Annotated in this window: 27 protein-coding genes, 1 tRNA gene and 1 other RNA gene; 6 read left to right on the forward strand and 23 right to left on the reverse strand. The window is 67.5% G+C overall.

What is annotated here, in order from left to right:
- Nucleotides 1–100 precede the first annotated feature (100 nt).
- From KUV62_RS13265 to KUV62_RS13275, 3 genes are all read right to left on the reverse strand, one after another.
- Entirely contained in the window at nt 101–1,441 is a 1,341-nt protein-coding gene (locus KUV62_RS13265; RefSeq protein ID WP_222604187.1) for an 8-oxoguanine deaminase, read from the reverse strand.
- A 109-nt stretch (nt 1,442–1,550) separates the two neighbouring features.
- Nucleotides 1,551–2,351, reverse strand: a complete 801-nt coding sequence (gene hisN / locus KUV62_RS13270) for a histidinol-phosphatase (protein WP_222604188.1) — start codon at nt 2,349–2,351, stop codon at nt 1,551–1,553.
- A 55-nt stretch (nt 2,352–2,406) separates the two neighbouring features.
- The gene (locus KUV62_RS13275; RefSeq protein ID WP_222604189.1) at nt 2,407–2,787 is read right to left on the reverse strand and encodes a helix-turn-helix domain-containing protein; all 381 of its coding nucleotides are present in this window, start codon (nt 2,785–2,787) and stop codon (nt 2,407–2,409) included.
- Between the two features lie 300 nt (nt 2,788–3,087).
- Here KUV62_RS13275 and KUV62_RS13280 point away from each other — a divergent pair, with 300 nt between their 5' ends.
- Complete coding sequence (locus KUV62_RS13280) at nt 3,088–4,053, forward strand: NADPH:quinone oxidoreductase family protein (protein ID WP_222604190.1); 966 nt, start codon at nt 3,088–3,090, stop codon at nt 4,051–4,053.
- 115 nt (nt 4,054–4,168) lie between these two features.
- Here the strand turns inward: KUV62_RS13280 and KUV62_RS13285 are convergent, their stop codons facing one another.
- The gene (locus KUV62_RS13285) at nt 4,169–5,041 is read right to left on the reverse strand and encodes a LysR family transcriptional regulator (RefSeq protein ID WP_222604191.1); all 873 of its coding nucleotides are present in this window, start codon (nt 5,039–5,041) and stop codon (nt 4,169–4,171) included.
- A gap of 125 nt (nt 5,042–5,166) precedes the next feature.
- Here KUV62_RS13285 and KUV62_RS13290 point away from each other — a divergent pair, with 125 nt between their 5' ends.
- Together KUV62_RS13290 and KUV62_RS13295 are read left to right on the forward strand one after the other, a co-directional pair.
- Nucleotides 5,167–5,388 (forward strand): DUF1127 domain-containing protein, encoded by a 222-nt coding sequence (locus tag KUV62_RS13290; protein ID WP_222604192.1) that lies wholly within the window; start codon nt 5,167–5,169, stop codon nt 5,386–5,388.
- A 136-nt stretch (nt 5,389–5,524) separates the two neighbouring features.
- Nucleotides 5,525–6,265, forward strand: coding sequence for a Bax inhibitor-1 family protein (locus KUV62_RS13295; RefSeq protein ID WP_222604193.1), 741 nt, complete (start codon nt 5,525–5,527; stop codon nt 6,263–6,265).
- An 84-nt stretch (nt 6,266–6,349) separates the two neighbouring features.
- Here KUV62_RS13295 and KUV62_RS13300 read toward each other — a convergent pair whose 3' ends face one another.
- From KUV62_RS13300 to KUV62_RS13335, 8 genes are all read right to left on the reverse strand, one after another.
- The gene (locus tag KUV62_RS13300) at nt 6,350–6,952 is read right to left on the reverse strand and encodes an aminotransferase class IV (protein ID WP_222604194.1); all 603 of its coding nucleotides are present in this window, start codon (nt 6,950–6,952) and stop codon (nt 6,350–6,352) included.
- A gap of 14 nt (nt 6,953–6,966) precedes the next feature.
- On the reverse strand, nt 6,967–8,118 hold the full coding sequence (locus KUV62_RS13305; RefSeq protein WP_222604195.1) for an aminodeoxychorismate synthase component I: 1,152 nt from the start codon (nt 8,116–8,118) through the stop codon (nt 6,967–6,969).
- Between the two features lie 93 nt (nt 8,119–8,211).
- Nucleotides 8,212–8,379, reverse strand: a complete 168-nt coding sequence (gene rpmG, locus KUV62_RS13310) for a 50S ribosomal protein L33 (RefSeq protein WP_007799108.1) — start codon at nt 8,377–8,379, stop codon at nt 8,212–8,214.
- A gap of 116 nt (nt 8,380–8,495) precedes the next feature.
- Nucleotides 8,496–8,899, reverse strand: an RNA gene (gene rnpB, locus KUV62_RS13315) — RNase P RNA component class A.
- 52 nt (nt 8,900–8,951) lie between these two features.
- Nucleotides 8,952–9,662 (reverse strand): alpha/beta fold hydrolase, encoded by a 711-nt coding sequence (locus KUV62_RS13320; protein ID WP_222604196.1) that lies wholly within the window; start codon nt 9,660–9,662, stop codon nt 8,952–8,954.
- 749 nt (nt 9,663–10,411) lie between these two features.
- Nucleotides 10,412–10,849, reverse strand: a complete 438-nt coding sequence (locus tag KUV62_RS13325; protein WP_222604197.1) for a VOC family protein — start codon at nt 10,847–10,849, stop codon at nt 10,412–10,414.
- An 11-nt stretch (nt 10,850–10,860) separates the two neighbouring features.
- Complete coding sequence (locus KUV62_RS13330; RefSeq protein ID WP_222604198.1) at nt 10,861–11,451, reverse strand: histidine phosphatase family protein; 591 nt, start codon at nt 11,449–11,451, stop codon at nt 10,861–10,863.
- The gene (locus tag KUV62_RS13335) at nt 11,448–12,188 is read right to left on the reverse strand and encodes an alpha/beta fold hydrolase (protein ID WP_222604199.1); all 741 of its coding nucleotides are present in this window, start codon (nt 12,186–12,188) and stop codon (nt 11,448–11,450) included. Before KUV62_RS13335 ends, KUV62_RS13330 begins: the two co-directional genes overlap by 4 nt.
- A 306-nt stretch (nt 12,189–12,494) precedes the next feature.
- Here KUV62_RS13335 and KUV62_RS13340 point away from each other — a divergent pair, with 306 nt between their 5' ends.
- Nucleotides 12,495–12,833 carry a hypothetical protein gene (locus KUV62_RS13340; protein ID WP_222604200.1) on the forward strand — a complete coding sequence of 113 codons (339 nt, stop codon included), beginning with the start codon at nt 12,495–12,497 and terminating at the stop codon, nt 12,831–12,833.
- A 77-nt stretch (nt 12,834–12,910) separates the two neighbouring features.
- On the opposite strand, the gene KUV62_RS13345 is transcribed toward KUV62_RS13340, so the two are convergent.
- From KUV62_RS13345 to KUV62_RS13360, 4 genes are all read right to left on the reverse strand, one after another.
- Nucleotides 12,911–13,651 (reverse strand): YebC/PmpR family DNA-binding transcriptional regulator, encoded by a 741-nt coding sequence (locus KUV62_RS13345; protein WP_222604201.1) that lies wholly within the window; start codon nt 13,649–13,651, stop codon nt 12,911–12,913.
- Nucleotides 13,652–13,918: 267 nt separating this feature from the next.
- A complete protein-coding gene (locus tag KUV62_RS13350) occupies nt 13,919–14,695 on the reverse strand; it encodes a LamB/YcsF family protein (RefSeq protein WP_222604202.1) in 777 nt (258 codons plus the stop codon).
- A 13-nt stretch (nt 14,696–14,708) separates the two neighbouring features.
- Nucleotides 14,709–15,722 (reverse strand): biotin-dependent carboxyltransferase family protein, encoded by a 1,014-nt coding sequence (locus KUV62_RS13355; protein ID WP_222604203.1) that lies wholly within the window; start codon nt 15,720–15,722, stop codon nt 14,709–14,711.
- Nucleotides 15,719–16,459, reverse strand: a complete 741-nt coding sequence (locus KUV62_RS13360) for a 5-oxoprolinase subunit B family protein (RefSeq protein WP_222604334.1) — start codon at nt 16,457–16,459, stop codon at nt 15,719–15,721. Before KUV62_RS13360 ends, KUV62_RS13355 begins: the two co-directional genes overlap by 4 nt.
- Before the next feature lie 232 nt (nt 16,460–16,691).
- On the opposite strand from KUV62_RS13360, the gene selD reads away from it, so the two are divergent.
- Nucleotides 16,692–18,854 carry a selenide, water dikinase SelD gene (selD, locus tag KUV62_RS13365; RefSeq protein WP_222604204.1) on the forward strand — a complete coding sequence of 721 codons (2,163 nt, stop codon included), beginning with the start codon at nt 16,692–16,694 and terminating at the stop codon, nt 18,852–18,854.
- Here selD and mnmH read toward each other — a convergent pair.
- On the reverse strand, nt 18,836–19,894 hold the full coding sequence (gene mnmH, locus KUV62_RS13370; RefSeq protein ID WP_222604205.1) for a tRNA 2-selenouridine(34) synthase MnmH: 1,059 nt from the start codon (nt 19,892–19,894) through the stop codon (nt 18,836–18,838). The genes selD and mnmH overlap by 19 nt on opposite strands.
- Nucleotides 19,895–20,042: 148 nt before the next feature.
- Between mnmH and KUV62_RS13375 the strand changes: the two genes are divergently transcribed.
- A tRNA-Phe gene (locus KUV62_RS13375) sits at nt 20,043–20,117 on the forward strand.
- Nucleotides 20,118–20,453: 336 nt separating this feature from the next.
- Here KUV62_RS13375 and KUV62_RS13380 read toward each other — a convergent pair.
- From KUV62_RS13380 to KUV62_RS13405, 6 genes are all read right to left on the reverse strand, one after another.
- Nucleotides 20,454–20,882 (reverse strand): DUF4345 domain-containing protein, encoded by a 429-nt coding sequence (locus KUV62_RS13380; RefSeq protein ID WP_222604206.1) that lies wholly within the window; start codon nt 20,880–20,882, stop codon nt 20,454–20,456.
- A gap of 25 nt (nt 20,883–20,907) precedes the next feature.
- Nucleotides 20,908–21,735, reverse strand: a complete 828-nt coding sequence (locus KUV62_RS13385; protein WP_222604207.1) for an NAD(P)H-binding protein — start codon at nt 21,733–21,735, stop codon at nt 20,908–20,910.
- 108 nt (nt 21,736–21,843) lie between these two features.
- Nucleotides 21,844–22,848, reverse strand: coding sequence for an AraC family transcriptional regulator (locus tag KUV62_RS13390; protein WP_222604208.1), 1,005 nt, complete (start codon nt 22,846–22,848; stop codon nt 21,844–21,846).
- 319 nt (nt 22,849–23,167) lie between these two features.
- Nucleotides 23,168–23,605 (reverse strand): hypothetical protein, encoded by a 438-nt coding sequence (locus KUV62_RS13395; protein WP_222604209.1) that lies wholly within the window; start codon nt 23,603–23,605, stop codon nt 23,168–23,170.
- Between the two features lie 68 nt (nt 23,606–23,673).
- Nucleotides 23,674–25,539: a hypothetical protein gene (locus tag KUV62_RS13400; RefSeq protein ID WP_222604210.1), complete on the reverse strand. Its 1,866-nt coding sequence runs from the start codon at nt 25,537–25,539 to the stop codon at nt 23,674–23,676.
- The gene (locus tag KUV62_RS13405) at nt 25,530–26,693 is read right to left on the reverse strand and encodes a phosphatase PAP2 family protein (protein ID WP_222604211.1); all 1,164 of its coding nucleotides are present in this window, start codon (nt 26,691–26,693) and stop codon (nt 25,530–25,532) included. The genes KUV62_RS13400 and KUV62_RS13405 overlap by 10 nt, the downstream gene beginning before the upstream one ends.
- Nucleotides 26,694–26,723: the final 30 nt, after the last annotated feature.

Genomic DNA, 26,723 nt, shown 5'->3' on the forward strand with positions numbered 1-26,723 from the left:
CCGCCATGAGCAGCAGAGCCGCCGCGCAAATCAGATGTTTCATGCTCGTTCCCATTCGTCTGTCGTCATGATCCTTGCCGGATCTTTGTTACCGTCCCGTTCAAACCCCTTCGGCCAGACGGTGTGCCAATGCTTCCTGCCGCGCCACCGTGGCGCCCAGATCGATCGTGGTCAGGTGTCCGTCGCGCACCACCTGCCGCCCCTCGACGAACAGGTGCCGGACCCGCTGCGGCCCCGCCAGCAACAGCGCCGCCTTGTCCCAACTGCCGGCGCTGTCGATGCCACGGACGTCCCAGAGTGCGAGGTCCGCCCGCTTCCCCGGGGCGATCTGGCCGCAATCGTGACGGCCCAGCACCTCGGCCCCGCCGCGCGTCGCCAGCCGCAGTGCCTCGCGGGCGCTCATCGCATCGGCTCCGCGCGAAACACGCTGAAGCAGCATTGCCTGACGCGCCTCAACCACAAGATTAGATGTGTCGTTGCTGGCCGATCCGTCAACCCCGAGCCCCACGGAAACCCCGGCATCGACCATCTCGCGGATCGGCGCGATGCCGGAGCCGAGCCGGCAGTTCGAGCACGGGCAATGCGCGACCCCGGTGCGGGATTTCGCAAAGAGATCAATCTCCTGCCCGTCGAGCTTCACGCAATGCGCATGCCAGACATCGGGGCCCGTCCAGCCCAGCTCCTCCGCATATTGGCCGGGGCGACAGCCGAAATTTGCCAGCGAGTAGGCAATGTCCTCATCATTTTCGGCGAGGTGGGTGTGCAGCATCACGCCCTTGTCGCGGGCCAGCAGCGCGGCATCGCGCATCAGCTCGCGGCTCACCGAGAAGGGCGAACACGGCGCCACGCCCACGCGCACCATCGCGCCCTCGCGCGGATCGTGGAAGGCGTCGATGACGCGGATGCAATCCTCGAGAATGGCCTCCTCTCGCTCGACCAGCGCATCGGGGGGCAGCCCGCCCTCGCTCTCGCCGATGCTCATGGCGCCGCGGGTGGCATGGAAGCGCAGCCCGATCTCGGTGGCGGCATCGATGGTATCGTCGAGCCGCGCGCCGTTAGGATAGAGATAGAGGTGATCGGAGGTCAGGGTGCAGCCCGATAGCGCCAGCTCGGCGAGCCCGGTCAGGGCCGAGATGCGCATCTCCTCGGGGCCGAAGCGCGCCCAGATCGGGTAGAGCGTCTTGAGCCAGCCGAAGAGCAGAGCGTCCTGCCCGCCGGGCACCGCGCGGGTCAGGGTCTGGTAGAGGTGGTGATGGGTGTTCACCAGCCCGGGCGTCACCACGCAGTCCGAGGCGTCGACCACCTCCCCGCTGGTGCTGAGACCGTCGCCGATCTCCGCGATCACACCGTCGCGGATCAGCACATCGCCGCCAGCGAACTCGCTGCCGGCGTCATCCATGGTGAGCACGCTATGGGCGTTGCGGATCAGGGTTTCGGGCATGGCGCAGCTTTCCGTCGGTTCGGCGGAAGACTGGCCGGTTCGCTTCGGGATTGAAAGACAGACCTTGCGTGAGCCGCAACTCCCGCGCCGAGTGTGGCCTGACGCCCCCTCAGCCCTTTAGCAGCGCCAGCGCCTCGGCGTGCAGCTCGGCATTGGCCGCGGCCAGCACCCGGCCGCCCTGATGCGCCGGGCCGCCCTCCCAATTGGTCACCACCCCTCCCGCGGCCTCGATCACCGCGATCGGCGCCTGCACGTCGTAGGGATAGAGCCCGGCCTCGATCACCAGATCGATCTGTCCGGCGGCGAGCAGCGCGTAGGCATAGCAATCCATGCCGTAGCGGGTCAGCCGGGCGCGGTCCTTCACGCGGGTGAAGGCGATGCGGTCGGCCTCGGTTCCGATTTCGGGGAAGGTGCTGAACAGGATCGCCTCGTCGAGACCGCGCGGGCGACGGGTCGAGAGATCGAAGGCGCCCAGGGGGCCGCTCCACTCGGCACGGCCCAGCCCGCCGCAGAAGCGCTCGCCGGTATAGGGCTGGTCGATGATGCCGAGCTTCGGGCCGGTCTCGTCCGAAAGCGCGATCAACACGCCCCACGTGGGGGTGCCGCTGAGGAAGCCACGGGTGCCGTCGATGGGATCAAGCACCCAGGTCAGTCCGCTGCTGCCGGTGGTGGTCCCGAGCTCTTCGCCGAGGATGCCATCCTCGGGCCGGCGCGCCGCGAGCAATCCGCGCATCGCCTCTTCGGCAGCGCGGTCGGCCACGGTGACTGGGTCGAACCCCTCGGCCTGCTTGTTCTCCGCGTCGAGCCCGTGGGCCCGGAAATGCGGAAGGATCGCCGCACGCGCGGCATCTGCCAGCGCATGCGCCGTTTCCCAAAGCTCGTCGGCCAGATTTTCGGAAAGATCGGCCATCGCCGCCACCTCGCTGATTTTCCTGAAAATCAGCTAACGCAGCGGCGAAGCAGGCTCAAGCCACGTCGGACAGGACGCGGGCCAGTTCGAACAAGCGACGACGCTGGTTCTCGGGGATTGCGTAGTAGGAGCGCACCAGGTCCAGTGCTTCCTTGTCGCCGAGGATGTCGGCGGGCATCGCGGCGGCCGCGGCGGCCTCTTCCGGGACCTCCTGCTCAGCATCGATGCCTTCAAAGAAGAAGCTCACCGGCACTTCGAGCGCATCGGCGATATCCCAGAGGCGGGAGGCGCTGACGCGGTTGGCGCCGGTCTCGTACTTCTGGATCTGCTGGAACTTGATCCCGACCTGTTCGGCAAGTTGCTGTTGCGTCATCCCCACCAGCCAGCGGCGGTGACGGATGCGTTTGCCCACATGGACGTCCACGGGATGCGTCATTGGCGTTTCCTTCTACCACACCCCGTACCAGGGGCGACTAATTCTTCCTGCGCCAGGGGGCGCGACAGGCTCTGGACGCACACACACGCAGCCCAGCGATCTTCTACCAGCCTGCAAGACAATACATCGCCGCAGGCCCTCCGATCAAGCGCGATGCGCCCAATACGGTAAATACAGTCCACTATGTGCACCTAACGGTTGTAGATGCACGTACCACTTAAGCACATATGGGGGCGGATCGAGATTTGACAAATTAACAAAAGCACCGTCACCTTCACGACCACGATCCACGAGGCCCGTATGCTATCTTTTCTTCTCAGCTCGCATGAAAAGCAACCTACCCTAACGGATATACGCATTCCTGAATGCGCGTCAGGGCAGATCAGGGTGAAGATCGGAGCCTGCGGGCTCAACTTTGCCGATCTGCTGATGATTGAAGGGAAGTACCAGGATACCCCACCGGTGCCCTTCACCCTGGGGATGGAAGTTGCCGGCACGGTCGAGACCGTCGGCGCCGGTGTGAGCGGCTTCGCCCCCGGCGATCGGGTCGCCGTATTCGGCGGCAAGGGCGGGCTCGCCGAGATCGGGGTCTTCGATGCGGCGCGCGCCGTCAAGATCCCCGACAGCATGAGCTTCGAGGACGCGGCCGCCTTCCAAATTGCGTATGGAACCAGTCACTTGGCGCTCGACCACCGGGCACACCTCCAGCCCGGAGAAACCCTTTTGGTGCTCGGCGCGGCGGGCGGTGTCGGGCTCACGGCGGTCGAGATCGGCAAGCTCATGGGGGCCACTGTCATCGCCTGCGCCCGCGGCCCGGAGAAGCTCGAGGTGGCGCGGCGGGCCGGCGCGGACCACCTCATCGATGCCCGCACCGAGGACATCCGGGAGGCGGTTCTCGCGCTTGGCGGGTCGGATGTCGTTTACGATGCCGTGGGCGGCGCGCAGTTTGACGCCGCCTTCCGCTCCTGCAAGCCGGAGGCGCGAATTCTGACCATCGGGTTTGCAAGCGGAGAGGTACCTCAGATCAAGGCCAATCACCTCCTGGTGAAGAATCTGACCGTGATGGGCCTGTACTGGGGCGGCTACCTGACCTTCAAACCCGAGATTCTGACCGGATCGCTGGAAAAACTCTTTGATTGGTACGACCAGAAGAGGATTCGCCCGCATGTCAGCCACGTGCTTCCATTGGAACAGGTCGCCGAGGGGCTGAGCTTGCTGCGCGATCGCAAGTCCACCGGAAAGGTTGTGATCCGCGTAGGTGATTGAGCCTTAACAGTTTTCAAAAAGTTGAAACTGCAACCACACTGCCCGCCCCGATCTTCGCGGGGCGCGCGGGAAACAATCCGAATCACCACATTTGTCAAGAACAACGCGCGGCGCGCTATTCAGCGGCAAGTTCACGCCGACCGCGCAGCGTTCCGAACTCGGCGCGCAGGGCATCTAGCAGCGGCTCGACGATCTGCGGCCGCGCCACCGAGGCGTAGAGGCAGATCTTCTGCTGGCCGAGCTCCGGCAGCTCTCCGGGCGGGATCAGCTCGAAATGCGCCGGCGCATGGCCCTCGAGGACCGGCGTCACCGCGAGATCGGCCGAGACCGAAACCTCGATGGTGCGGTCGCTCTCGGAATCCACCGCCAGCTCCCAGTCGAACCCCTCGCGCTCCATCAGCGCGATCGCCACCGGGCGGAAGCCGCAGCGGCGCGAGAAGGCGATGCGCAGGGGCCGCGTCTTCCACGCCGTGCCGGCCGGCGCGCCATACCAGCGCAGCGGCACCTCGAGCAGCGCCTCGGCGCCGTCACCCGGCTCGGCCTCGGTGGTGAGGATGACATCGACCTCGCCGCGGGCGAACTGCTCCTTGAGCGCGGCGGTGTAGGAGCTGACGAGCTGCAGGCGCACGCGCGGGAAATCGCGCTGCATCTTCTTCATCACGCGCGGGATCACCGGGTAGACGATGTCATGCGGGACGCCCAGCACCAGCTCGCCCTCCCAGTCGGTCATGGTGAGCCTGGCATAGATCTCGTCGTTCAGCTCGACCATGCGGCGGGCGTATTTCAGCAGTTGCTCGCCGGCGGGCGTCAGGCTGACGCCGCGCCCCGAACGGTCGAGCAGCGCGAGGCCGAGCGTCTCCTCCAGCCGCTTGAGCTGCATCGAGACCGCCGATTGCGTGAGGTTGAGAAAGCCCGCGGCGCGGGTCACGCCCCCCGCCTCCGCAACGGTGACGAAGGAACGAAGGGTGGTGATGTCGAGATTGCGCATGAATCGGATTTCGTGATGGAAGGGATCAGGGATATTCGTTTTACAGATGGGTCGCCCATCAGCATACCAATCACATGACGATATGAATACTTAATCTTTCATCACTTTTCGTGAAGGAGGCTATCATGCCCCGTGACACCGCCCTGCCCCGCGCCGCCTGCCCGCCCTCCCGGCGCCGCCGCCCGCTCCTGCGCCGCCTTCTCGACCTTCAGGCAGTGTGGCGCCAGCGCCGCCGCCTCGCCACGCTCGATGACGCTGCGCTGCGCGACATGGGGATCAGCCGCACCGATGCGCTGCACGAGGCCAGCCGCAAGCCATGGGACGCCCCGGCCCATTGGCGCGGTTGAGCCGCCTCGACAGTGCCAAAGACGCATCGAAAGCGCCGGTTTTCCGGCGCCTTCCATCTTGAAATGCCGCCCCGCTCTGCCAATATCGGAGACAATAATTCCATCTCGATACCTGAGACACAGCTTGGAGGCATGAATGGCTGAATACAGAACAATCCGGACCGCCACCGGAAGCGCGAGCGCGGCCCAGATTGACGAGGGTCTGCGCGCCCACATGAACAAGGTCTACGGGACCATGTCCATCGGGATGCTGCTGACCTTTGCCGTCGCCTGGGCCGTTGGCACCAGCCCGGAGCTGCTGGCCATCTTCCGTGACCCCGCAACGCTGCAGCCGAACATCCTCGGTTGGATCGTGATGTTTGCCCCGCTGATCATGGCCTTCGCCTTCGGCGCGGCGCTCAACCGGATCTCCGCCGCCGGCGCACAGCTGTTCTTCTACGCCTTCGCGGCGGTGATGGGCCTGTCGCTGAGCTGGATCTTCGTGGCCTTCACCGGCTTCTCGATCGCGCAGGTCTTCCTGGTGACCTCGATCGCCTTCGCGGGCCTGTCGCTCTGGGGCTACACCACCAAGAAGGACATCTCCGGCTGGGGCTCGTTCCTGATCATGGGCGTGATCGGCATCCTGGTCGCCTCGATCATCAACATTTTCCTGGCATCGCCCGCGATCTACTTCGCGATCTCGATCCTGGGTGTGCTGATCTTCGCCGGCCTGACCGCCTACGACACGCAGAACATCAAGAACACCTACCTGCAGCACGCGGCGCATAGCGACAGCGAGTGGCTCGGCAAGGCCGCCATCATGGGCGCCCTGCAGCTCTATCTCGACTTCATCAACATGTTCATGTTCCTGCTGCAACTGCTTGGCAACCGCGAGTAATCGCAGGATCACGCAAGACGACAAGGCCCCGGGCAATCGCCCGGGGCCTTTTTCGTTGCAGCGACGGCCCGCGAGCCCTGCGGTTCAATGCGCGCCTGTCGCGAGTGTCACCGGGATCAGTCCGCGCAGGGAATTGCCGATCCAGATCCGCTCGGCCCGCTCGAGATCCTCCATCCCCAGCACCGCCTCCTGCGCCTCGCCGCTCAAAAGCAGGCTCTCGCGCAGCACGCCCGGCAGCAGGCCACACTCCGCGTGCGGCGTCAGGATGCGCCCGCCCCGGCTCAGGAAGACGTTGGTAAAGGCGCCCTCGCAAAGCTCGTCATGCCGGTTGAAGAACAGAATCTCGGTGACGGCGCGCGGCTTCTGCCGCAGCGTCTCGTCATAGAGCTGTCGGCGGGTGGTCTTGATCCGCAGGAACGGATCCTCGGGATCGAGACGGTGCGGCGAGATCGTCACCACGGCGTTCTCCGGGGTCGAGCCGAGATCGAAGGGCTGGTGGGTGAGATCGATCTCGCCCATGCGGTCGATCGTCATGCGCAGCCGCAACGGCCCGGGAGCGGAGACCGCGTCGAGGCACTGCCAGGCGCGCGCACGGTCGAAGGCGAAGCCGAGCGCCGCGCAGGTTCGATCGGCGCGCGCCATGTGCATGCCGCCGCGGGTCACCCCGGAGCCGGGCAGCCACAGCATCGTCTCGATCACTCTCAACCCGGGATCAGACCGGTCACGAAGCGGGATTTCCAAAGCGCTTCCTCGTACTCGTCATCGCACACGCTGTCATGCACGATACCACCTCCGACGCCCATCTGCGCGCGTCCCGTGCCGGTCACCGTCAGGCTGCGGATCGCGACGTTGAAATCGGCACGGCCATCCGGGCCGGCCCAGCCGATCGCGCCGCAATAGGCGCCCCGCTGCCAGCGCTCGAGCCGGTGGATCGCCTGCATCGCGGCGATCTTCGGAGCGCCGGTGATCGAGCCGCAGGGAAACAGCGCCCGCATCAGCTCCGGCAGCGAGGGGTCGCCCTCGAGCTGCGCCTCGACCCGGCTCACCATCTGGTGCACCGTGGCGTAGGTCTCGACCTCGAGCAGCGCCGGCACCTTCACCGAGCCAACGCGCGAGATCCGCGACAGGTCGTTGCGCATCAGATCGACGATCATGATGTTTTCGGCGCGATTCTTGATGTCTTTCGCCAGCGCCTCGCGCAGGGCGGCGTCGCGGGCGGGGTCGGCCTCGCGCGGGGCTGTGCCCTTCATCGGCGCCACCATGATGCGCCCGCCCTCTTCGAGCCGGAAGAACCGCTCCGGCGAGCGCGACAGGATCCGGGTGTCGCCAAGCGCCACATAGGCGCCGTGACCGACCGGCTGCAGTCGCCGCATCGCCCCCCAGAGCCCGAGCGGCGAGCCTTGGTAGCGCAGCGCCATCGGCATGGTGAGGTTGACCTGATAGAGATCGCCCCGCGCGATCATCGCCTTGATCTCGTGGAATCGCTCCGCATAGGCGGCACGGTCCCAGAGCGGCGTTACCTCGGTCAGCATGACATCGGCGCTCTCGGCCTCGGCCTGCGCCAGCAGCGGCGCGGCATCGCACGGGGCCTCGAAGATGCCAAAGCTCAGGAGCGGTCCCTCGCCCTGCTCCGCGAGCCCGGCCAGCTTGGGCTCCAGCGCGTGGCCCAGCTCGTAGGAGGCGACGCCCGCGATCCAGTGACCCGCGCGCCGTGCCTCCTCGAGCCGCTTGAGCGCGGCCAACGCCGCGTCGGCGCTCTCTGCGCGAATGATTTCAAGGGGACCGGAAAACAGCGCCGGCGCGCCATCGGGCCCGGATTCGACCAGCACGCCGCTGAACGCCTCTGTGCGCATCAAAGCCCCCGCGCCTGCCATGCCCCGGATAGAGAAAGACCGCGCGGGTGTTATCCCGCGCGGCCCGGATCACTGTCCCTTACGAGGTAAGGCTTACTTGATCTTGCCTTCTTTGTATTCGACATGCTTGCGCACGACCGGATCGTACTTACGCACGGTCATCTTCTCGGTCATGGTGCGGGCGTTTTTCTTGGTCACGTAGAAGTGGCCGGTGCCCGCGGTCGAGTTCAGGCGGATCTTGATTGTGGTCGGCTTCGCCATGGTTCTTCTCCTGCGACGGGCAAGCGCGCACCTTGGCCCGCGCCCCGTGGAAATCCTTGAAGCCCGCCTTTTACCCAAGCGGGCGTCCGAGTCAACCGGGAAAGACCCGGAAAATTCTGCGTGGAGGGCCTGTAAGCCGGATTCTGTTCAGGGCGGGTCTCCCCGCCCCTCGGCGACCATTCCTCTAGGCCCGCGGTTGCCCGCGCGCTCAAGCTGCCAACCCGGACCTCTCGGGCCGAAGCAGCCCTGCGGTGATATCCCGAAGGATCATGCCCGCGCGAAGTCCCTATTTGGCATTGCTCCCGGTGGGGCTTGCCATGCGGGTCCGGTTGCCCGTCCCCCGGTGGTCTCTTACTCCACCGTTTCACCCTTACCGCCCCGAGGGACGGCGGTCTGTTCTCTGTGGCGCTCTCCGTCAGGTTGCCCTGCCCGGGCGTTACCCGGCACCGGTGCTTCGGTGAGTCCGGACTTTCCTCCCCCGACGGGTCACCCCGAAGGCGGCGGCCGCCCGGCCCTCCACGCGCGCCCGACATAGGCGCGGCGGCACGGGCCGTCAATCGGCGATCGCGGGCTCAGCGCAGCAGCATCGGCGCCGCCATCCAAGCCCGGATCGCATCGCTGAGCCGGTCGGGCGCCTCGAGCGGCAGCAGGTGCCCGGCCTCCTCGACCACCTCGAGCGTGGCGTTTGGAATCAGCTCGGCGAGGAAGCTCTGGCGTTTCTCCGGGTGCAGCGTGTCATGCGCGCCGCAGAGCACCGTCACCGGCACCCGCAGCTTACGCATGGTGCCCTGCTGGTCGCGCCGGCGCTGCAACACGCGGAGCTGGCGTACGAAGGTCTCGGGGCCGAGGGTTTGCGCCATGTCCATCAGCATGGCCTGGATTTCCCGCTTGTAGGGGCCGGGGGAGAAACAGTCGGCAGGGAAAAGCGCCTGCATCGCCTCCTCGAGGCGCCCGGCGCGGGCCTTGATGATCAGCGCGTCGCGCTCGACCGCCTGCTGCGGAGTCTCGGGCAGAGGCGTGGTGTTGATCAGCATCAGCCGCGCCACCCGGTCCGGGGCGCGCCGCTGAAGCTCCATCGCGACGACACCCCCAAGGCCGAGCCCGGCCAGCGCGAAGCGACGCGGCAACAGGTCGAGCAGCCCGGAAGCCAGCTCCTCGACGCGCTCGCCGCCGTTGATCGGGGCCACCATGACGGCCATGTCTCGGGAGAGATCGGCGATCTGCGGCCCGAAGAGCCGCGCGTCGCACATCAGTTCGGGCAGCAGCACGAGGGGCTCAGCCATTCCCGCCCCCGAAAATCCGGATCCGTCCCGCGCCGGAGACCAACATGCCCTGCCTCTTGTTTTCTTGGTGTGCCAACGAATCCTAGCACGGAGGCCGGCGAGGAAAAGCGGGAAACCGCCGCGCGGGCGGAGCACCGCGCATCATAGTCCTCCCGGTCCGCTCGTCAGTCGCATTGACAAGAGCCAACTCTAGCTTCCTACGCGGTTCTCCGACACATTTTCTATCAGCGCCAAAACGTTGCGGGAAGACAGCGATGCACACTCAGGTCGATCCGTTTTTGATTGATCGCGCCGTGGGGTACTTCTCACTCGGAGCCAAAAGCGATCGATCAATAAAGGAGGCAGAGCCCTCAACGATGGTCTTTGCATTCGCATCTGAGCTGGTCCTAAAGGGCTTGGGGTGCGAAAGAGCAATCACACAACCTCAGCGAACTGTTTGCCAATCTTCCTACAGAGCGGCAAGCGTGGTTGACCGAGAGGTACCAAGAGCTCGACGGCGACGATTTAAGCGAGGACCTCGCGACCTGCGCTGATGTGTTCTACAATATTCGCTACTGGCATGAAAAAGGCGGCGGAGCCTTTCCTGCGAGGCTTTCGATGAAGCTCGCGCGGTTTCTTACAGCCGCTGGCGTGGCGGCTACCTCTGAGCGACCTAATCGACAGTTTGTAATTCAGGAGAAGACTTTCGGCAGATCAATGCCCGATTGAGGGGATCAGCTTTAGTGGATTCCGAGGCTAGACGAGCCGCCTCACCCCTCGCCATACCCTTCCCAGCGGAACGCCCCATCCTCGGTACGCAAGGGCGAGAACGGGTTGTGCGCGATCTCCCAGACATGGCCCTCGGGATCGGCGAAATAGCCGTGATACCCGCCCCAGAACACCTCCTGCCCCGGCTTCAGGATTTTCGCCCCGGCCGACTCGGCGCGGGCCAGCAGCGCGTCGACCTCCTCGCGGCTGTTCAGGTTATGCGCCAGCGTCAGCGCCCCGTGGCCCAACGTCTCCACCGGCACGCCGATATCCTTGGCGAGATCCTCGAGCCCGAACAGCCCAAGCGTCTGACCCAGCAGATCATAGGCGATGACCCCCTCGGGTCCGTTTGCGCGCTGCCATCCCAGCGCATCGTAAAACGCCGCCTCGCGCGCCATGTCGCGCACCCCCAGCGTGATAAGACTGATCCGTTGTTGCATGCAGTATCCTCCTAAGCCTCGCGGTCGCGGCTGAACCGCTCCATCGGCACCCAACCCTCGAGCAGACGCCAATCCGGCAGCGCCACCCGCAACACATTGCCGCCGCCCGCCGGCTGGTCATGGCTCCGCGCGATCGGCGCGCCCAGCAGATGCGCCCGCAGGAGCGCCCCCACGCCGCCATGACCGATCACCGCGATATTGCCCGGCCGGTCATCCTGCGCCACCAGCCGCCGCAGCGCCTTCACCACGCGCGCCTGCGCATCCACCGCGCGCTCCCAGCCTTCGACACTTTCCTCTGGGCGCGCGAAGAACGCATCGGCCATGCGCTCGAACGCCTCCGACGGCAGGTAGCCCGTGGCCGAGCGATCGTTCTCATGCAGCGCCTCGATCACCTGCACATCAAGCTCGAGCAGCCCCGCCATCAGCTCGGCACCCTCGCGCGCCTTGCGCTCGTTGCTGCAATAGATCGAGGTCACCCCGGCGCAGCGCTCGGCGAAATTCGCATGCCGCGCCAAGCCTTTGCGCGACAGATGCCAGTCCGGCACCGGCACATCGGGGTCGATCTCGACCTCCGCGTGCGAGACATAGATGAGCTGCCTCACCCGCCGACCGCGACGATCGCCGCCTCGATCATCGCGAGGTTCTCCGGCTCTGAAAACCGGTGATCGGCGCCCTTCACGAAGCTCAGCTGGACATCCTCGCCGTCGATGTGATCGAGCAGCCGCAGCGCGGTCTCGCGCGTCACCGCCTCGTCCTCGGTGCCCTGCATCAGCCGCACCGGCACCGCCATCGGTAGCGGCGCGCGCAGCACGAGGTTCTCGCGCCCGTCCTCGATCAACCGCTTCGTCACCGCGTAGGGATCGCCATAGGCCGAGGGCAGATAGGTCACCCCTTCAGTCATCACCTTGGTCCGCTCCTCCTCGGAGAAGCTGGCCCAGAAGCCGTCCTCGGTGAAATCCGGCGCTGCGGCGATGCCGACGAAGCCCTCGAGCCGCGCCGCCAGCCGCTTGGCGAGCAGGCAGCCGATCCAGCCACCCATCGATGAGCCCACCAGCACCAGCGGCCCCTCCGTCACCGCCTCGATCACCGCCTGCGCGTCCTGCGCCCAGTCGCCGATGCAGCCCTTCTCGAAGACCCCGCCAGACTGCCCGTGGCCGGAATAATCGAGCCGTAGGAAGGCGCGGCCGCGGGCGGCGGCCCAAGCCTCGAGATGCACCGCCTTGGTGCCTTCCATGTCCGATTTGTAACCCGACAGGAAGACCACGGTCGGCCCCTCTCCAGGCGTGTGGGCATAGGCCAGCCGGGCGTTGGGCCCGTCGAGATAGGCGGTCTCAGCCATGAACGTCACCTCTTTGCGTCTTTGCGCCGACTGTGACCCCGCCGCGCGCCGCGATGCAACCGGGTTTCGCATCGCGGCCTGCTGGTCTCACCGCGATACGGAATTATCCTTTAGACCTCAGTGCCTTGTCGGCCGCGGCACCCGACGGTCGACGATGGCATACAGCAAGGCCTTGATTTCACTGCATATCCGACATTCCGGATTGAGTATTTCCGGCATCGTCCATGCATGAAATGCTGCAGTGCAGAATTCCTGCCGCATACCCTGCGGCCTCTCTCCTGACCGAAGACATCCGAAGGATCGCACATGAAAGCCCTGACCCTCGCGGCGCTGATCGCCGCCGCCCCCGTAGCCACGCTTGCCGACACCCTGACCCTCGCGACCCCGCTCGCGGGCGGCACCGTGCACGCCGCCGGCACCGACCTCTCGGCCTACTGGGTCGAAGACGGCGACGCCGCCGAGCTGGTAGCATTCTACACCAACGGCACCGCCGCCCCTCAGCCGCTGCGCATGCGCCTGACCGACGGCGATCGCGTGGTCTTCGGCCTGCCCGGCCAGAGCGGCGCCACCTGGAGCTTCGCCCGCGAGGCCGGCGCCGTGACCATCACCGGCGAGGCCCTGCACAGCCAGCTGGCGATGAACTGAGCCAGCCCGAGCGCTAAAACAGCGAAGGCCCGGGAGGCAGAACCTCCCGGGCCTTTCTCATCTCGGGCAAGCGCGGCTCAGAGCTGCGCCATGACCTCGTCGGAGGCTTCGAAATTGGTGGTGACGCGCTGCACGTCGTCGTCATCCTCGAGCGCGTCCACCAGCTTCATCAGCGACTGCATCGAGTCGAGATCGAGCTCGGTGGTGGTCGTGGGCTTCCAGATCAGCTTGGTGCTCTCCGACTCGCCCAGCTCGGCCTCGAGCCCGGTCGCGACCTCGTTGAGATCGGTGTCGGCGCAGTAGATCACGTGCCCCTCCTCCGAGCTCTCGACATCTTCGGCGCCGGCCTCGATCGCAGCCATCATCACCGTGTCGGCATCGCCCGCGTCGGCGGGGTAGACGATCTCGCCCTTGCGCTCGAACATGAAGGCCACCGAGCCGGTCTCGCCTAGGTTGCCGCCGTTCTTGGTGAAGGTGGAGCGCACGTTCGAGGCGGTGCGGTTGCGGTTGTCGGTCATCGCCTCGACGATCACCGCGACGCCATTCGGGCCGTAGCCCTCGTAGCGGATTTCCTCGTAATCGTCGCCCTCGCCGCCGCTCGCCTTCTTGATGGCGCGCTCGATGTTGTCCTTGGGCATGGACTGCGACTTGGCTTCCTTGATCGCCAGACGCAGGCGCGGGTTCTTGTCGGGATCGGGGTCGCCCATCTTGGCGGCGACGGTGATCTCCTTGGAGAATTTCGAGAACAGCTTAGCGCGCACCGCGTCCTGACGGCCCTTGCGGTGCTGGATGTTTGCCCATTTGGAATGGCCGGCCATGGATGCCCCTTGCCTTGTAAACGTGGTGTTGAAACTTCGCCCAGCGCTATAGCCCAGCAGCCCCCGCCCCCGCAAGCCCGGCCACGGCGCCCGCGTCACGGGCAGACGCCTCCGGCGGGAGTATTTTTGACGAAGAGAAGACAGAAGCGCCGCGCCCTTGCCTTCTCCGGTTTCCAAATACCTCGGGGGTGAATTGGCCCAACGGGCCAAGAGGGGGCAGCGCCCCTTCCCGTCACCGCGCCCTGCGCCCGCTTGCTTCGACTGGGCCTAGACCGCGCCGCGCCGCCCCGCAAAGACCTCGAGCGTGACGCCCGCCGCCTCGAGCGAAGACCGCACATGCCGCGCGATCTCGAGCGCGGTCTTACCGTCGCCATGCAGGCAGATCGTGTCGACCGCCGCCGGGATATGCTTGCCGCTCTCGGTGATAATCGCGCCGGCCTGCACCATCGCCACCATCCGGCTTGCTGCAAGCTCCGCGTCGTGGATCACCGCCCCCGGCAGCGACCGGTCGACCAGCGTCGCGTCATCGTTATAGGCGCGGTCGGCGAAGATCTCGCCAGCCCAGCGACAGCCCAGCGCCACGACGGCGCGCTGCTGCGCCGTGGCCGCCAGCACCATCACGATGATCTCGGGATCGACCGAGAGCGCCCCCTCGTAGGCCGCCCGCGCCATCGCCTCGTCGGCGGCGCACATATTGGCCAGCGCCCCGTGCAGCTTGAGATGCCGCACCTCGCCGCCGGCGGCGTGGGCCATCGCCCGCGCCGCGCCGAACTGGTAGGCCACGAGGTTGCGCAGGCTGTCATGCGAGAGCACCATCTTGCGCCGCCCGAAGCCCTGCAGGTCGGGAAACCCCGGATGCGCCCCGATGCCGGTGCCGCGCGCCACCGCGGTTGCCATGGTCTGCGCCATCACGTCCGGGTCGCCGGCATGGAAGCCGCAGGCGATGTTGGCCGAGGTGATGACCTCGAGCAGCGCCGCGTCCTGCCCCATCACCCAGGGCCCGAAGCTCTCGCCCATATCCGCGTTGAGATCCACCGATGTCATGTGAAAGCCTTTCTCAATGGTCGTGATGATCGCCGCTAGAGAACCCGCTCACCAGCTTGTGCGACAGAAGATCGGGCACGTCGCCCGGGTGCCGCACCACCGGCTCTACCCGGCGGCGCAGCTCGGCCATGTGGCGGCGGTAGCCCGCCTCGACCGCCAGCGCCTCCTCGAGCGAGATCCAGCGAAACCGCAGCCGCGCCCCCGCCGGCGCCTGAGCCACGCGCGGCAGGTCGGCGGGGATCACCGTGGCCAGCCGTGGGTAGCCCCCGGTGGTCTGGCTCTCGGCCATCAGCACGAAGGGCGCGCCGTCGCCGGTCATCTGGATGTCGCCGGGCGAGATCACCTCCGACACCACCGAGAGCCCGCCCTCGACGCCGTAGCCCTCGCCATCGGGGTTCACCTTCACGCCCATGCGGTTGGCGCGGTTGTCGCGGGTGAAACCCTCCTCGCCGAAGCGCGCCCGCTGCGCTTCCGAGAACATCGCCGTCTGCAGGCTCGCCACCACCCGCAGCGTGCCGCCGTTGAAACGCTCCTCGACCGAGAGCTTGCGCCCGGTCTCGCCGCCCCGGTCCAGCCCCACGGCAAGCCGCGCCCCGGCCTCGACCGGCCCGCCGAGCCCGGCGGTCAGATGCGCCGATTGAGCGCCTAGGACCTCCGGCTCGGCGAAGCCGCCGCCAACGCTGAGATAGCCATAGGCGCCACTGGTCACCGGCCCGATCTCCAACACCGCGCCGGCGGGCAGCAGATGCGATGCGTGCCAGAGCAGCGGCGCACCGTCGAGCGTGGCCCGCATCGGCGCCCCGGTCAACGCGATGCGCATGTCCTCGGCGGCCTCGAAGCGTCCGCCGAGGCCGCCCATCTCCAGCGCCGCCCCCACCGGCTGGCCCAGCAGCGCCGCCCCCTCGGCCAGCGCCAGCCGGTCCATCGCCCCGCCGCGCGACAGCCCGTAGGTGATCCAGCCCGGACGGCCCTCATCCTGCAGGCTCAGCGCCGGGCCCGCGCGGTGCACGATCAGCGCCCGGCTCATGCCAGCGCCTCCCAGCGCGCGCCACCGCCGGGCGAGCTGCGCAGATCCTCGAACTCCGCCTCGCTCACCGCCGGAAACATCACCTCGTCCCCCGGCGCCAGCAGGAACGGCCGCTCATCGCCAAGCCGGAACAGCTCCGCCGCGGTCTGCCCGACATGGCGCCAGCCGGTGGGCGCGGTCACGCCGAACAGCACCAGCTGCCGGATCGCCAGCACCAGCGCGCCCTTCGGCACCTTCGGCGTCAGCGCCGACTGGCGCGGAATGTTCCAGACCTCCGGCAGCAGCCCGAGATAGGGCTGCCCCGGCGCAAACCCAAGCGCCGTCACCCGCACCCGCGCCTCCGAGAGCATCTTGACCGCCGCTGCTTCCGAGAGCCCCGCCTCCGACGCCGCCTCCCCCAGCTGCGGCGCCAGCGCGCCGCCATAGACCGTGGGGATGCGATGCAGCCGTCGCCCGCCGGGTAGCTCGGCCTGCAACCAGTCGCGCGCAGCGATCAGCGCCCGCAGCCGCGCCTCGAGTTCGTCATGCGACAGCGCCAGAGGATCGAAGCGCAGGTAGCACGAGACCAGCGACGAGGAGCTCTCCGACACCCCGTCCCAGCCCGCACGCGCGACCTCGGCACGAAAGGCAATGGCGGCGCGGTTGGCCGCCTCCTCCAGCCGGTCGCCAAAGCTCACCAGCATGCCGTCGATGCCAGCGGTGCGGATGATCGGGAAGCCGGTCTGATCCAGCGCCATCATGCTCGGTCCTTCAAGAGAAAACTCGTTCGAGTGTTAACAAACCCCGCGCCCACCGCAAGCCACCCGCGCCCCTGTCTTCTTCTGGCCGAAAATATCCCGGGGTGAATGCCGCCCCTCGGGCGGCAGAGGGGCAGCGCCCCTCCCCCCTCCCCGGCTGCACCACGTGGCGCATGGGCGCGCCCAGCACAACGTGCTACATCCCACCTCGACCAATCCCGGAGCCCGCCCGATGAAGACCCCGTCCCTGCCCCTCACCCGCGACCTCGTGCTGATCGGCGGCGGCCACAGCCACGCGCTGGTGCTGCGCATGTGGGGCATGGATCCGCTGCCCGGGGCGCGGCTCACGGTGATCAATCCCGGCCCCACCGCGCCCTATTCCGGGATGCTGCCGGGCTTCGTCGCCGGGCATTACGACCGCGACGCGCTCGATATCGACCTGGTGAAGCTCGCCCGCTTCGCCGGCGCGCGCGTCATCCTAGGCGCCGCCTCCGGCATCGACCTCGCCGCGCGGGAAATCCACGTCGAGGGCCGCCCGCACGTAGGCTTCGACGTGGCCTCAATCGACATTGGCATCACCTCCGCCATGCCCGACCTGACTGGCTTTTCCGACCATGCCATTCCCGCCAAGCCCCTCGGCCCCTTCGCCGAGGCTTGGCAACGCTACCGCGACGCAGACGGACCAGCCTCGGTCGCGGTGATCGGCGGCGGCGTCGCCGGGGCCGAGCTCGCCGCCGCGATGGCCTTCGCGCTGAGAACGCGCGGCCGCGCGGCCGACGTGCACCTGGTCGACAGTGCTACCGCGCTCTCCGCCCTGCGCTCGCAGGCCGCGACCAGGCTGCGCGACGCGCTCACCGCGCAAGGCGTCACCCTGCACGAGCACAGCCGCATCGAAGAGGTCACGCCCGAGGGGCTGCGCCTCTCCGACGGGCGCGAGATCGCCGCTGATTTCATCACCGGTGCCGCAGGCGCCCGCCCGCATGGCTGGCTTGAGACGACCGGCCTCGCGCTTCACAATGGCTTCGTCACCGTCGCACCGACGCTGCAAAGCTCCGACTCCGACATCTTCGCCACCGGCGACTGCGCCCACATGGCCGAAACCCCGCGCCCGAAGGCCGGCGTCTACGCCGTGCGGCAGGCCCCGATCCTCTTCGACAACCTGCGCAAACGCCTCTCCGGCGAGGGCACGCCCCGCCCCTACCGCCCGCAGCGCGACTATCTCAAGCTGATCTCGCTGGGCGAGAAATCCGCCCTCGCCGACCGCTTCGGCCTCGCCCTGTCCGGCCCCGCGATGTGGCGCTGGAAGGACCATATCGACCAGAAGTTCATGGACCGATTCCGCGAGCTGCCGCAAATGACGCCGCCGCCGCTGCCGAGCCCGCGCGCCGCCGGAAGCCGGGAGGCGCTCGGAGACAAGCCGATGTGCGGCGGCTGCGGCGCCAAGGTCGGGCGCGATGCGCTCTCCGCCGCGCTCGCCCACCTGCCCGCGCCCGCCCGCACCGATGTCACTGCCCTGCCCGGCGACGACGCCGCGCTGCTGTTGACCGGCGGCACCCGACAAGTGATGACCACAGACCACCTGCGCGCCTTCGTCGAGGACCCGGTGATCATGGCCCGCATCGCCACCGTGCATGCGCTCGGCGATATCTGGGCCATGGGCGCCGCGCCGCAGGCCGCCACCGCCAGCCTCACCCTGCCGCGCATGTCGGAAGCGATGGCGCAGCGCACCCTCACCGAGATCCTCACTGCCGCCTCCGAGATCCTGCGCGCCAGCGGTGCCGAGATCGTCGGGGGCCATTCCTCGATGGGCGACGAGATGACCATCGGCCTGACCCTCACCGGCCTCTGCGAGCGCGCCCCCATCACGCTGGGCGGCGCGCAGGTCGGCGACAATCTCGTCCTGACCAAGCCCTTGGGCTCCGGCGTGCTGATGGCGGCCGAGATGCAGGGCAAGGCGCGCGGCGACTGGGTGGCGGCGGCGCTGGCCAGCATGACCCGGCCGCAAGCGGACGCGGCCCTGATCCTGCAAGGCGCCCACGCCATGACCGATGTCACCGGCTTCGGCCTCGCCGGTCACCTGCACGGCATCTGCATGTCCTCCGGCGTGAGCGCGGCGCTAGACCTTGAAGCCATCCCGCTCCTGCCCGGCGCCCTCGCGCTCTCGGCCGAAGGCATCCGCTCGACGCTCCACCCCAAGAACCGTTCCGCCGTCCCCGGCCTGACGCTAGAGGGCCCTCACGCTGAGCTACTCTTCGATCCGCAGACCGCAGGCGGCCTGCTCGCGGCAATCCCCGACGGCGCCGCCCGCGTCGCCGAGTTGCGTGCGAAAGGTTACGAGGCGGCGGTGATCGGACGCATCGACGGCGACTGGCCCGGTCAGATCTCCATCGTCTGAACTGCCCCGGCGATGCGGTCGGCCAGCGCGTCGAGCCCCGGCTCGTCGAGCGTCGGCGTCTCGAAGCGCTGCAGGACCCGCGGCGTCATCGCCGACATCGATTTCTCGTAGGCCGGATCGTAGTGATCCTCGGCCAGCGACCGGCAGAGCGCGATCCGCTCACCGGCATCGATCATCCCCTCCCAGGCGTCGATCAGCGCGTGGCCGCGATGGTAGCGCAGCGGCGCAAGCTGGCCCTTGAGACGCTCCGCATCCGACAGGATGTCGTCATAGGCCGCATCGAGATAGACCGCCCGGGCCTCTAGCGGCGCCGCGACCTCGATCCAGGGCGCCTGTTTCATGCCCTCCCAGAGCGACGGCGGCAGCAGGATCTGCCCGACCTTGCTGCTCTCCGCCTCGACCAGAACCGGGCGCTCCGGGTCGAGCTGCGAGAGCGCCTGCGCGAGGCAGGTCTCGAACCATTTCTGGCTCGGTTGCCCGCCCGGCATGTCGCCCAGCAGCGAGCCGCGATGCCGCGCCAGCCCCTCGAGATCGATCACCTGCACCCCGCGCGCCGCCAGCCTCGGCAGAAGCGCGGTCTTGGCGGTGCCGGTATAGCCGCCGAGCTGCACGAAGCGGTGCGGCAGCGGATCCTCGTAGAGCGCCTTGGTCACGAGCCGGCGATAGGTCTTGTAGCCGCCCTGCACCACCTCGGCACGCCAGCCGATCTGCTGCAGCATCCAGCCGAAGGAGCCCGAGCGCTGCCCGCCGCGCCAGCAATAAACCAGCGGCCGCCAGCCGCCCTCGTGATGCGCCAGCGGGCCCTCGATATGGGCGGCGGCATTCCGGAACACCAGCGCCGCTCCGAGCTTGCGGGCGAGGAACGGGCTCTCCTGCTTGTAGATCGTGCCGACACGGGCGCGCTCTTCATTGTCCAGCACGGGCAGGCTGATGGCGCCGGGCACGTGGTCCTCGGCGAATTCGTCCGGGCTGCGCACGTCGATGACGGTGTCGAAGCCGTGGTTGAGCATGTCGGTAAGGGAAGAGAAGGCGCGCGTCATGGCGGCAGATGTAGCGCGCTCTTGGGGCGGAGAGAAGCGGCTTCAGGTTTTTGCATGGCGAGGTGATTTTTTCGTCTTTGGCCTCTGGACACCACCATCCGCCTCGGCTATCTCGCCTCCACCCGAGGGGCAGCGCCCTTCACCCAGTGCCCGGGTAGCTCAGGGGTAGAGCAGTGGATTGAAAATCCTCGTGTCGGTGGTTCGATTCCGCCCCCGGGCACCACTTACCAGATCGATCGATATTTCGCGGCGTTACGCACTGAAATGCCGTGGGCGATCTGGCGTCTGCCGCGGATCTCTCGCCGTCCTCATCGGTTCTGACCTGCTCCCGCTCGTGTTCGCGCTTTTTTCGTTCGCTCTGTTGGGCTTTTGGTCCTCTCCTGACCGTTGGATACGGAATAGGCCCGCATGATGAAATCCGAGAAGGCGAGAAAGACGCCACCGACCAGAGCACGGGTCAGGACTGCGAGATGGGCGAGGGTGAAGAAAGACAGGTACATCTTGGCTCCTTGTACAGGGGCCGCGGCCGGACGGCGCGCCTCGTCCCGCCGCCGCTGGCTCAGCGCGCTTGCGAGGTCTCTCGGAGCGCGGACGTCGGCTGCGAGAGGCGCCGCCGGAATGCCACGAGGCAGAGCGCGGCGATCACCAGTTCGGCGACGAGTGCGCCGATGACGCTGCCGGACGGCACCCCATCCACCGCAAGCCCGGCCAGTCGGCCAACCGGGAATGCGATGAAGACCGTCAGGGCCACAGCCATGGAAGCGGGCAGGAATGCCTGCCGTTGAATGCCCAGCAGCATCAGCAGGCCCACCCCCGCGAGACCGGCGCCGGGCGCGCGCAGTTCGCTCAGCAGGTTGACGTCCCGGCCCAGACTAATGCCGTAGCTGGCGTAGAAGGCGCGCGGCGCGAGCAGGATGAACGTGCCAATGGCCAGCGCGGTCAGTCCGGAAACGCCGAGCGCGATCTTCTCCAAGGTGGTGGATTTCATGTCATGATCCTCTCGTGGGGGTGTCTCAGGCGGCGCTTGTCCATGCGCCGGTTCTGGCCGCATTCCGGGCGAAATCCGCGAAGTCGCGGGGGGCGCGGCCGAGCGCCCGCGTCACGCCATCCGTGGTGTCGGAATTGCGTCCGTCCAGCGTTTCACGCGCGATGGCAGTGAAGACGTCGGCGACGAAGGTGCCGCCAGCCTGGGCGATGTTCGCGTGGAATTCCTCGAAGTTGATCGGGATATGCCGGATTTCGCGCCCGGTGGCCTGCGACAGTTCAGTCGCCATGTTTGTGAAGGACATCAGCCGCGGGCCTGTCACCTCGTAGAGTTCACCTCTGTGCCCTTCTTCGGTCAGCGCCGCGACGGCGACATCGGCAATGTCGTCGATGTCGATGATGGGCTCCGCAACATCGCCGCCGGGCATCGGAAGGACGCCGGCCAACACCGGATCGCGCAGGTAGCCTTCGGAAAAGTTCTGCGCGAACCATGCGGCCCGGATGATCGTGAAGTCGACACCAGACCTTCGCACCACCTCTTCGCCCAGCCGTGCATGGTGTTCGCCCCGGCCTGAAAGGAGCACAAGGTGATCCACTCCCACGTCGCCGGCGGTTTCGCAGAGGGATTCGAGCTTCTCCACGGCGCCCGGGAAGGCGAGGTCGGGGAAGTAGGTGACATAGGCCGCTTGGGCTCCGCGCAGCGCCGGCGCCCAGGTCTCCGGCGCCTCCCAGTCGAAGGGCGTGGCTGAGCTGCGCGAGCCGCGGCGCACAGGGCGGTCCTGCGCTTCGAGGCGGCTGGCGACGCGGCGGCCGGTCTTGCCGGTCGCGCCGATGACGAGGATCGGTTGGTCGTTCATGGGGTCTCTCCCTGGCTTCGGCTTCGAAAGCCAAGGGATAGACGCATGGGGGCGGCGCGGTATTGACCGGCCTTGCCAGCTTTTTGACCGACCTCGCCATTGCCCCCGTCAGCGGCGGGACATGTGCTTGCGATAGGTCGCGGGCGTCGTGCCGAGCCAGCGTTTGAACGCACGGGTGAAGGCACTCTGCTCGGAGAACCCGGTGAGAAACGCGATCTCGGCCAAAGAATGTCTTTCGTCTCGCAATAGCCCTTCGGCGAGGTCGCGGCGGGTGTCCTCGGTGAGGCTCTGGAAGCTCATACCCTGCTCCGCGAGGCGCCGGTGGAAGGATCGCGCGCTGAGCCCCAGGCCGCGCGCGATCTCGGCCATCTTCGGCGTCCCCTCGCTGAGCCTCTGGGCGATCGCGGCCTTAGACTGGGTGACGAGCGCGGGAGTCCGGGTGATCTCGGACAATTCCGCGTCGAGATGTGTAGCGAGGTATTGTGAAATGCCCTCGTCACCGAGGATGTTGGGCCGAGCCAGCACGTCGTTGGCATAGAGGATCGCATCGAGCTCGGCGCCGAAGCGCACCGGACAGCCGAACCACTCCTCGTGTGCGGCGACCGAGCGTGGGGCGGGGTGCCGGATCAGCACCTCGACCGGTGCGAGCGGCACCGGGCAAACCTGCCGTGCGATGGATACGGCGCTGGCCAGCGTGGCCTCGTTCGACAGCCGCATTCCGAGGCGCAGCTCGCCCGCCCGGTGCAAGATGAAAAGCGTGCCTCCGGTCGCCGGCCGCAGCTCGTATTCGACGACGCTGGTCCAGAGACGCGCGTAGCGCTCAACACGCGCATAGGACGCCCCAAGTGTCGTCGCTGCCTTGAAGGCAAGTCCAAGAGCTCCGTATTCGTCAAGTCGCATGGAGGCGCCGGTGCGCACCGGCAGATCGGTCACGTCGATCTGCGAGGCGATCCTTTCGAGCAGGTCGTAGTAGCGCTCGGCCGGGATCATCTGCCCGGGGTCCCGGGGCGCAGAGGGGGAGATGCCGACGCTGGCCAGCATCGCCGTAGCATCGACCTCACCGCCCGCCGCGGCGACCACCTTGTGCGCGAAGAGCGAAGTCACATAGCCCATGTCCGGCATTCTACGATGCGCTTGGTGAACAGCCAAGCTCGCGCTGGAACCGCGTGCGCGGCGGACCGGATGTATGCCTTTCGTTAAACCGTGAAGCCAACCTGTATGTGAAGCGAACGACCGCCTTCCGCGCTCTAAGTTGGCCCCTGGCGTCATGCCGCGTCCTGCATGGAAGTCATGGAAGGGCTGATGACGAGAGCACTGTCGGGAGGGCGGGGCTTCATCTACGGGCTCCTTCAATCTCGATTGGCCGCACGCTGAGAGTGCCGCGAGGGGTAAGCAGGCGATGCGGACCGGGTTGCCCCGGTCCGCACCCGTCTCAGGCCTCGGCGGTGATACGGTCGGGGCCGGTGATGCCTCCGGCGGCGTTCTTCTCGCGCCATTGGACCATGATGTTGGCCACACGGAAGCGATCCACGGCCCGACGCCGGACCGTCAGGCGGTTTTCCCCCTTCCTCAAGAAGCCCGAGGGGATCCGGTCCATCCAGAGGTTCCATCCTTGCCGGTCGACCATGTCGAAGCTCGGCAGATGGCGGCCATTGATAAGGATGCGATGGGTGATCGCGTCGCCCTCTTCGGTGCTGCCGACACCCACGTCCTGCGCCTGGATCATGATGTATCCCTCGGCGCTCACCGACTGGCCGGGGCGGCTGGCGTCGACCGGGTCATCATCGATGACGAAGGTCCGCGTCGCCTCCTGGTTCGGCTGGGTGAACTCGGTATCGAAATTGAGCCATGCGAAATCGGAACGTGCCATATGTCTCTCTCCTTGCTGCTTCCGGCGGAATTGCCGGGCAAGAAGGAGGGTGCCACGCAGGGCGTTTGCTAAACGTTGGACGCAGTGTCGGGACTCGCTTCGGCCGCGTCGCGCAGCGCCGCGCGCGCCGCCTGCGGGGCCGCGAAGCTCGTGCCGCGCACCTGCACCCGCGAGCCGCTGCGCGCGCCCGCCACGGTGAGCCAGGGCCAGGCCGGCGTGCCTTCTGCCAGGGCGGCGGCATCCTCCCGTCCCGGCGCCGAGAACGCCGCAGGCAGCCGCGCACCGTCGGCAGCGGCCCGCCACCCGGCGACCATGCTGACGCTCTCACCTGCGGCAATTGCGTTGAAACTGCCCTCACGCCGGACCGGTCCGGGACTGTCCGGGTCGTCAAGGACGATGCGACCCGAAGGATCGCGCCGGCGGTAGTGATGATCCTCGAGCCAGGATTGCCGTCCGCGCCGCGGGTAGCCCGGCAAGGAGTCGTCGCGCTGGACGTAGATGTCGAGCGGGTCGTCCGTCCTCGCCTGCGGCAGGATCCGCCACCGGCCTGGCCGCACGAAGCCTCTGCCTGGCCCATCAGGGCGCGTGCGCTCGGCGGCGAGCACGAGGCATTCGCGACCGGGGCCCATCGGCACCGGGTCGGGCTGCATCCCGTCCGTGGGGCCATCGCGCGGCGCCTCGGGGCCGGAGACCCAGCGCCAGTAGCAGCGCATCACCACCTCGCCCGTGCCGCCGCCCTCGGGCTGCCGGAGATCGGCAAAGCTGTCGAACTTCGCAGGCGCTGGGGCGACGAGGGGCTCGGTCCCGCCGGGCGGCGTCAGCGCGATGCCGAGGCCCGGTCGCTTTGGCCGCGCCGGCAGCACCGGCCCCCAGATCTCGAGAAAGCTCGGGGTCGGATCGTCGGGCGGCAGGTGCCAGTAGAGCGGCTCGGCGGAGTTGGCCGCTATCCGGGCGCGCGACTGGCTGAGCCGGGTGTTGCCTACCGGAACAAAGAGCCGGGCCGGCCGGCGCCCCTCGGTGAGCGCGCCGAGCTTCGCCTCGATGTAGCGGCCGAGTAGCCCGGTGCCGTCCTTCGGGCCCGCGGTCAGCCCATAGCTCATGTTGAAGACCACCGGCACGTCAAGCCCGGGGTGCTTGGCGAGCAGCGCCTTGATCCGCTTGAACAGGGCGTGAAATGCCAGCAGTGCGAACATCGGGATGAAGGTGCCGGAGGTGTCATGCGTGACCCGTGGCGGCAGGCTGACCCAGAGCAGATGCGTGCGGCCGGGCGCCGCCGGATCGGGTCCGCGCGGTCCGGCCAGCAGATCGGCGACCGCCATGCCGTGGCTCATCCGCTGCGCCGCGCTCTGGGGCTGGTCGGCGGCCATGTCGATCAGCCCGACCGCGCGGTAGAGACTGTCCTCGTCGATGGTGCCGGCCCCGGTTCGGTGCGCGCCGATCAACTCGAAGATCTCGAAAGCCTGCAATTCCCGCCCGCAGACCAATTCGCTCTTGCTATCGCCCGCAACCGGCGCGCCCATCATCCAGACCCAGCCCAGCCGCGTCTGCCCGCCTTCCATGCGAAACCGCTCATGCGCAAAGAAGGCCCCGTCATCGATCACGGCCATGATGGCATCGCCGGGGGCGAGCTGGATCTGGAGCGGTTTGGCCGTGGGGGCTACTGCATCGGGATCGAGCGTGCGGTTGAGCGCGACGCTGTCGAGCAGCGCCGGCACGGCGGTGTCAAACGGGAAGTTCGCGACGATATCGGCGGTGCTCTGCGCTGGGTCGGCCCGGAATTTCTCCATCCGCGAAAAACTGTCGAAGACGCCGGCCTGCAGGCCCGCATCAACGCCGCGCCGGTCGCGCTGCTCTTTGTGGCGCCACCAATGCGAATAGGGGTAGGACGGCTCGTCGCCCCCGATCCGTTCCGGCCCGCTCCAGCTCAGTCCCATCTGGCGCTCCAATCCGCCCGCGCCTTGGCCATGAGCCAGGAGAGGCCGGGCTCTGCGGGCGGCACGAGGGGCGCGCCCATCGAGGCAACAAGCCCGTCTGCGCCCAGTGCGCGCGCCATCTCGCCGAGATGGAAGTCGCGGTCGGCCCATCCGCCGGCATCGAAGCGTCGCGGGGTGACCGGCACGTCGAGCCCGGCGCGCGCCGCAAGGTGATCGGCCAGCACCAGCCCGAGCACCGCGCCTGCCGCGCTGTCGACCGGGAAATGCACCCCCGCGACCGTCCGGTTGATCGCGATCCGCGCCGCCAGGCGGAAACGTGGCGCGTGATCGGTGAGAGCCGTCATGGGGTCCTCCCCCGCCACGTGGCTGAGCAGTGACGCCAACATGAAGGCCTCGGTGGCGTGACCGCTGGGAAGAGTGCCGTGGGGCGGCGTGTCGATCATCGGCTGGACCAGCGGCGAGAAGGTCGAGGGACGCGGGCAGCCCAGAACGTGTTTCACGCGGGCCTCGACCACATGGGTGAGCCGCAGCCCGAGATCCATTAGGTCGAAGATCCAGCGAGATCGGCTCGGCCGCAGATCGTCAAGGGCAGCGAAGAACGACACGAGATCGGTGATCTGCACGAGGATTTCCGGCGTTCTCTCGGCCCGCAACTCGGCATAGCCCGCAAGGAAATCGAGCATCGTGGAGAAATCGGAATTGCTTGGACGAATGATCTCCGCGATTGGCGCATATCTTCGCGTGAACGTGCCGTCGTCCGCGACGTCATCGCCCGCAATCTGGTGAATCTCCGCCGCGGCGCGCTCGTCCCGCGAGGTCCCGCGGACCACGAGACCGTCGAGCAGGCCCGAGAGAATGGCGGCCCCGCGCCATTCAGCGTCCAGGAGATCGAGCCGCGCAGGGGCGTCGGCATCCGCATCCTGCGGCACGGTCACCGCCTGAGGCTCAGGCAATGCCTCGGTGCCGATAATTCCGTCCCGGCAGATATTTAACGCGGAGGCCAACAGCCCTGACCGGGCGCCGCCCCGACCGCTTCCCATCTGCCCCATCTGCCCCATTTGGCCCATCTGTCCCATTTGGCCGGACATGCTCGAGATCGGCATTTGATCGCCTCCTGATGGAATTAATCGAAATAGAATCAATCTATGTGCCATATTGGCACAAAAGCAGCCGTCGACCCTGTC

Origin of the sequence: Salipiger bermudensis (assembly GCF_019801965.1) — a bacterium.
Classification (GTDB): domain Bacteria; phylum Pseudomonadota; class Alphaproteobacteria; order Rhodobacterales; family Rhodobacteraceae; genus Salipiger; species Salipiger bermudensis_A.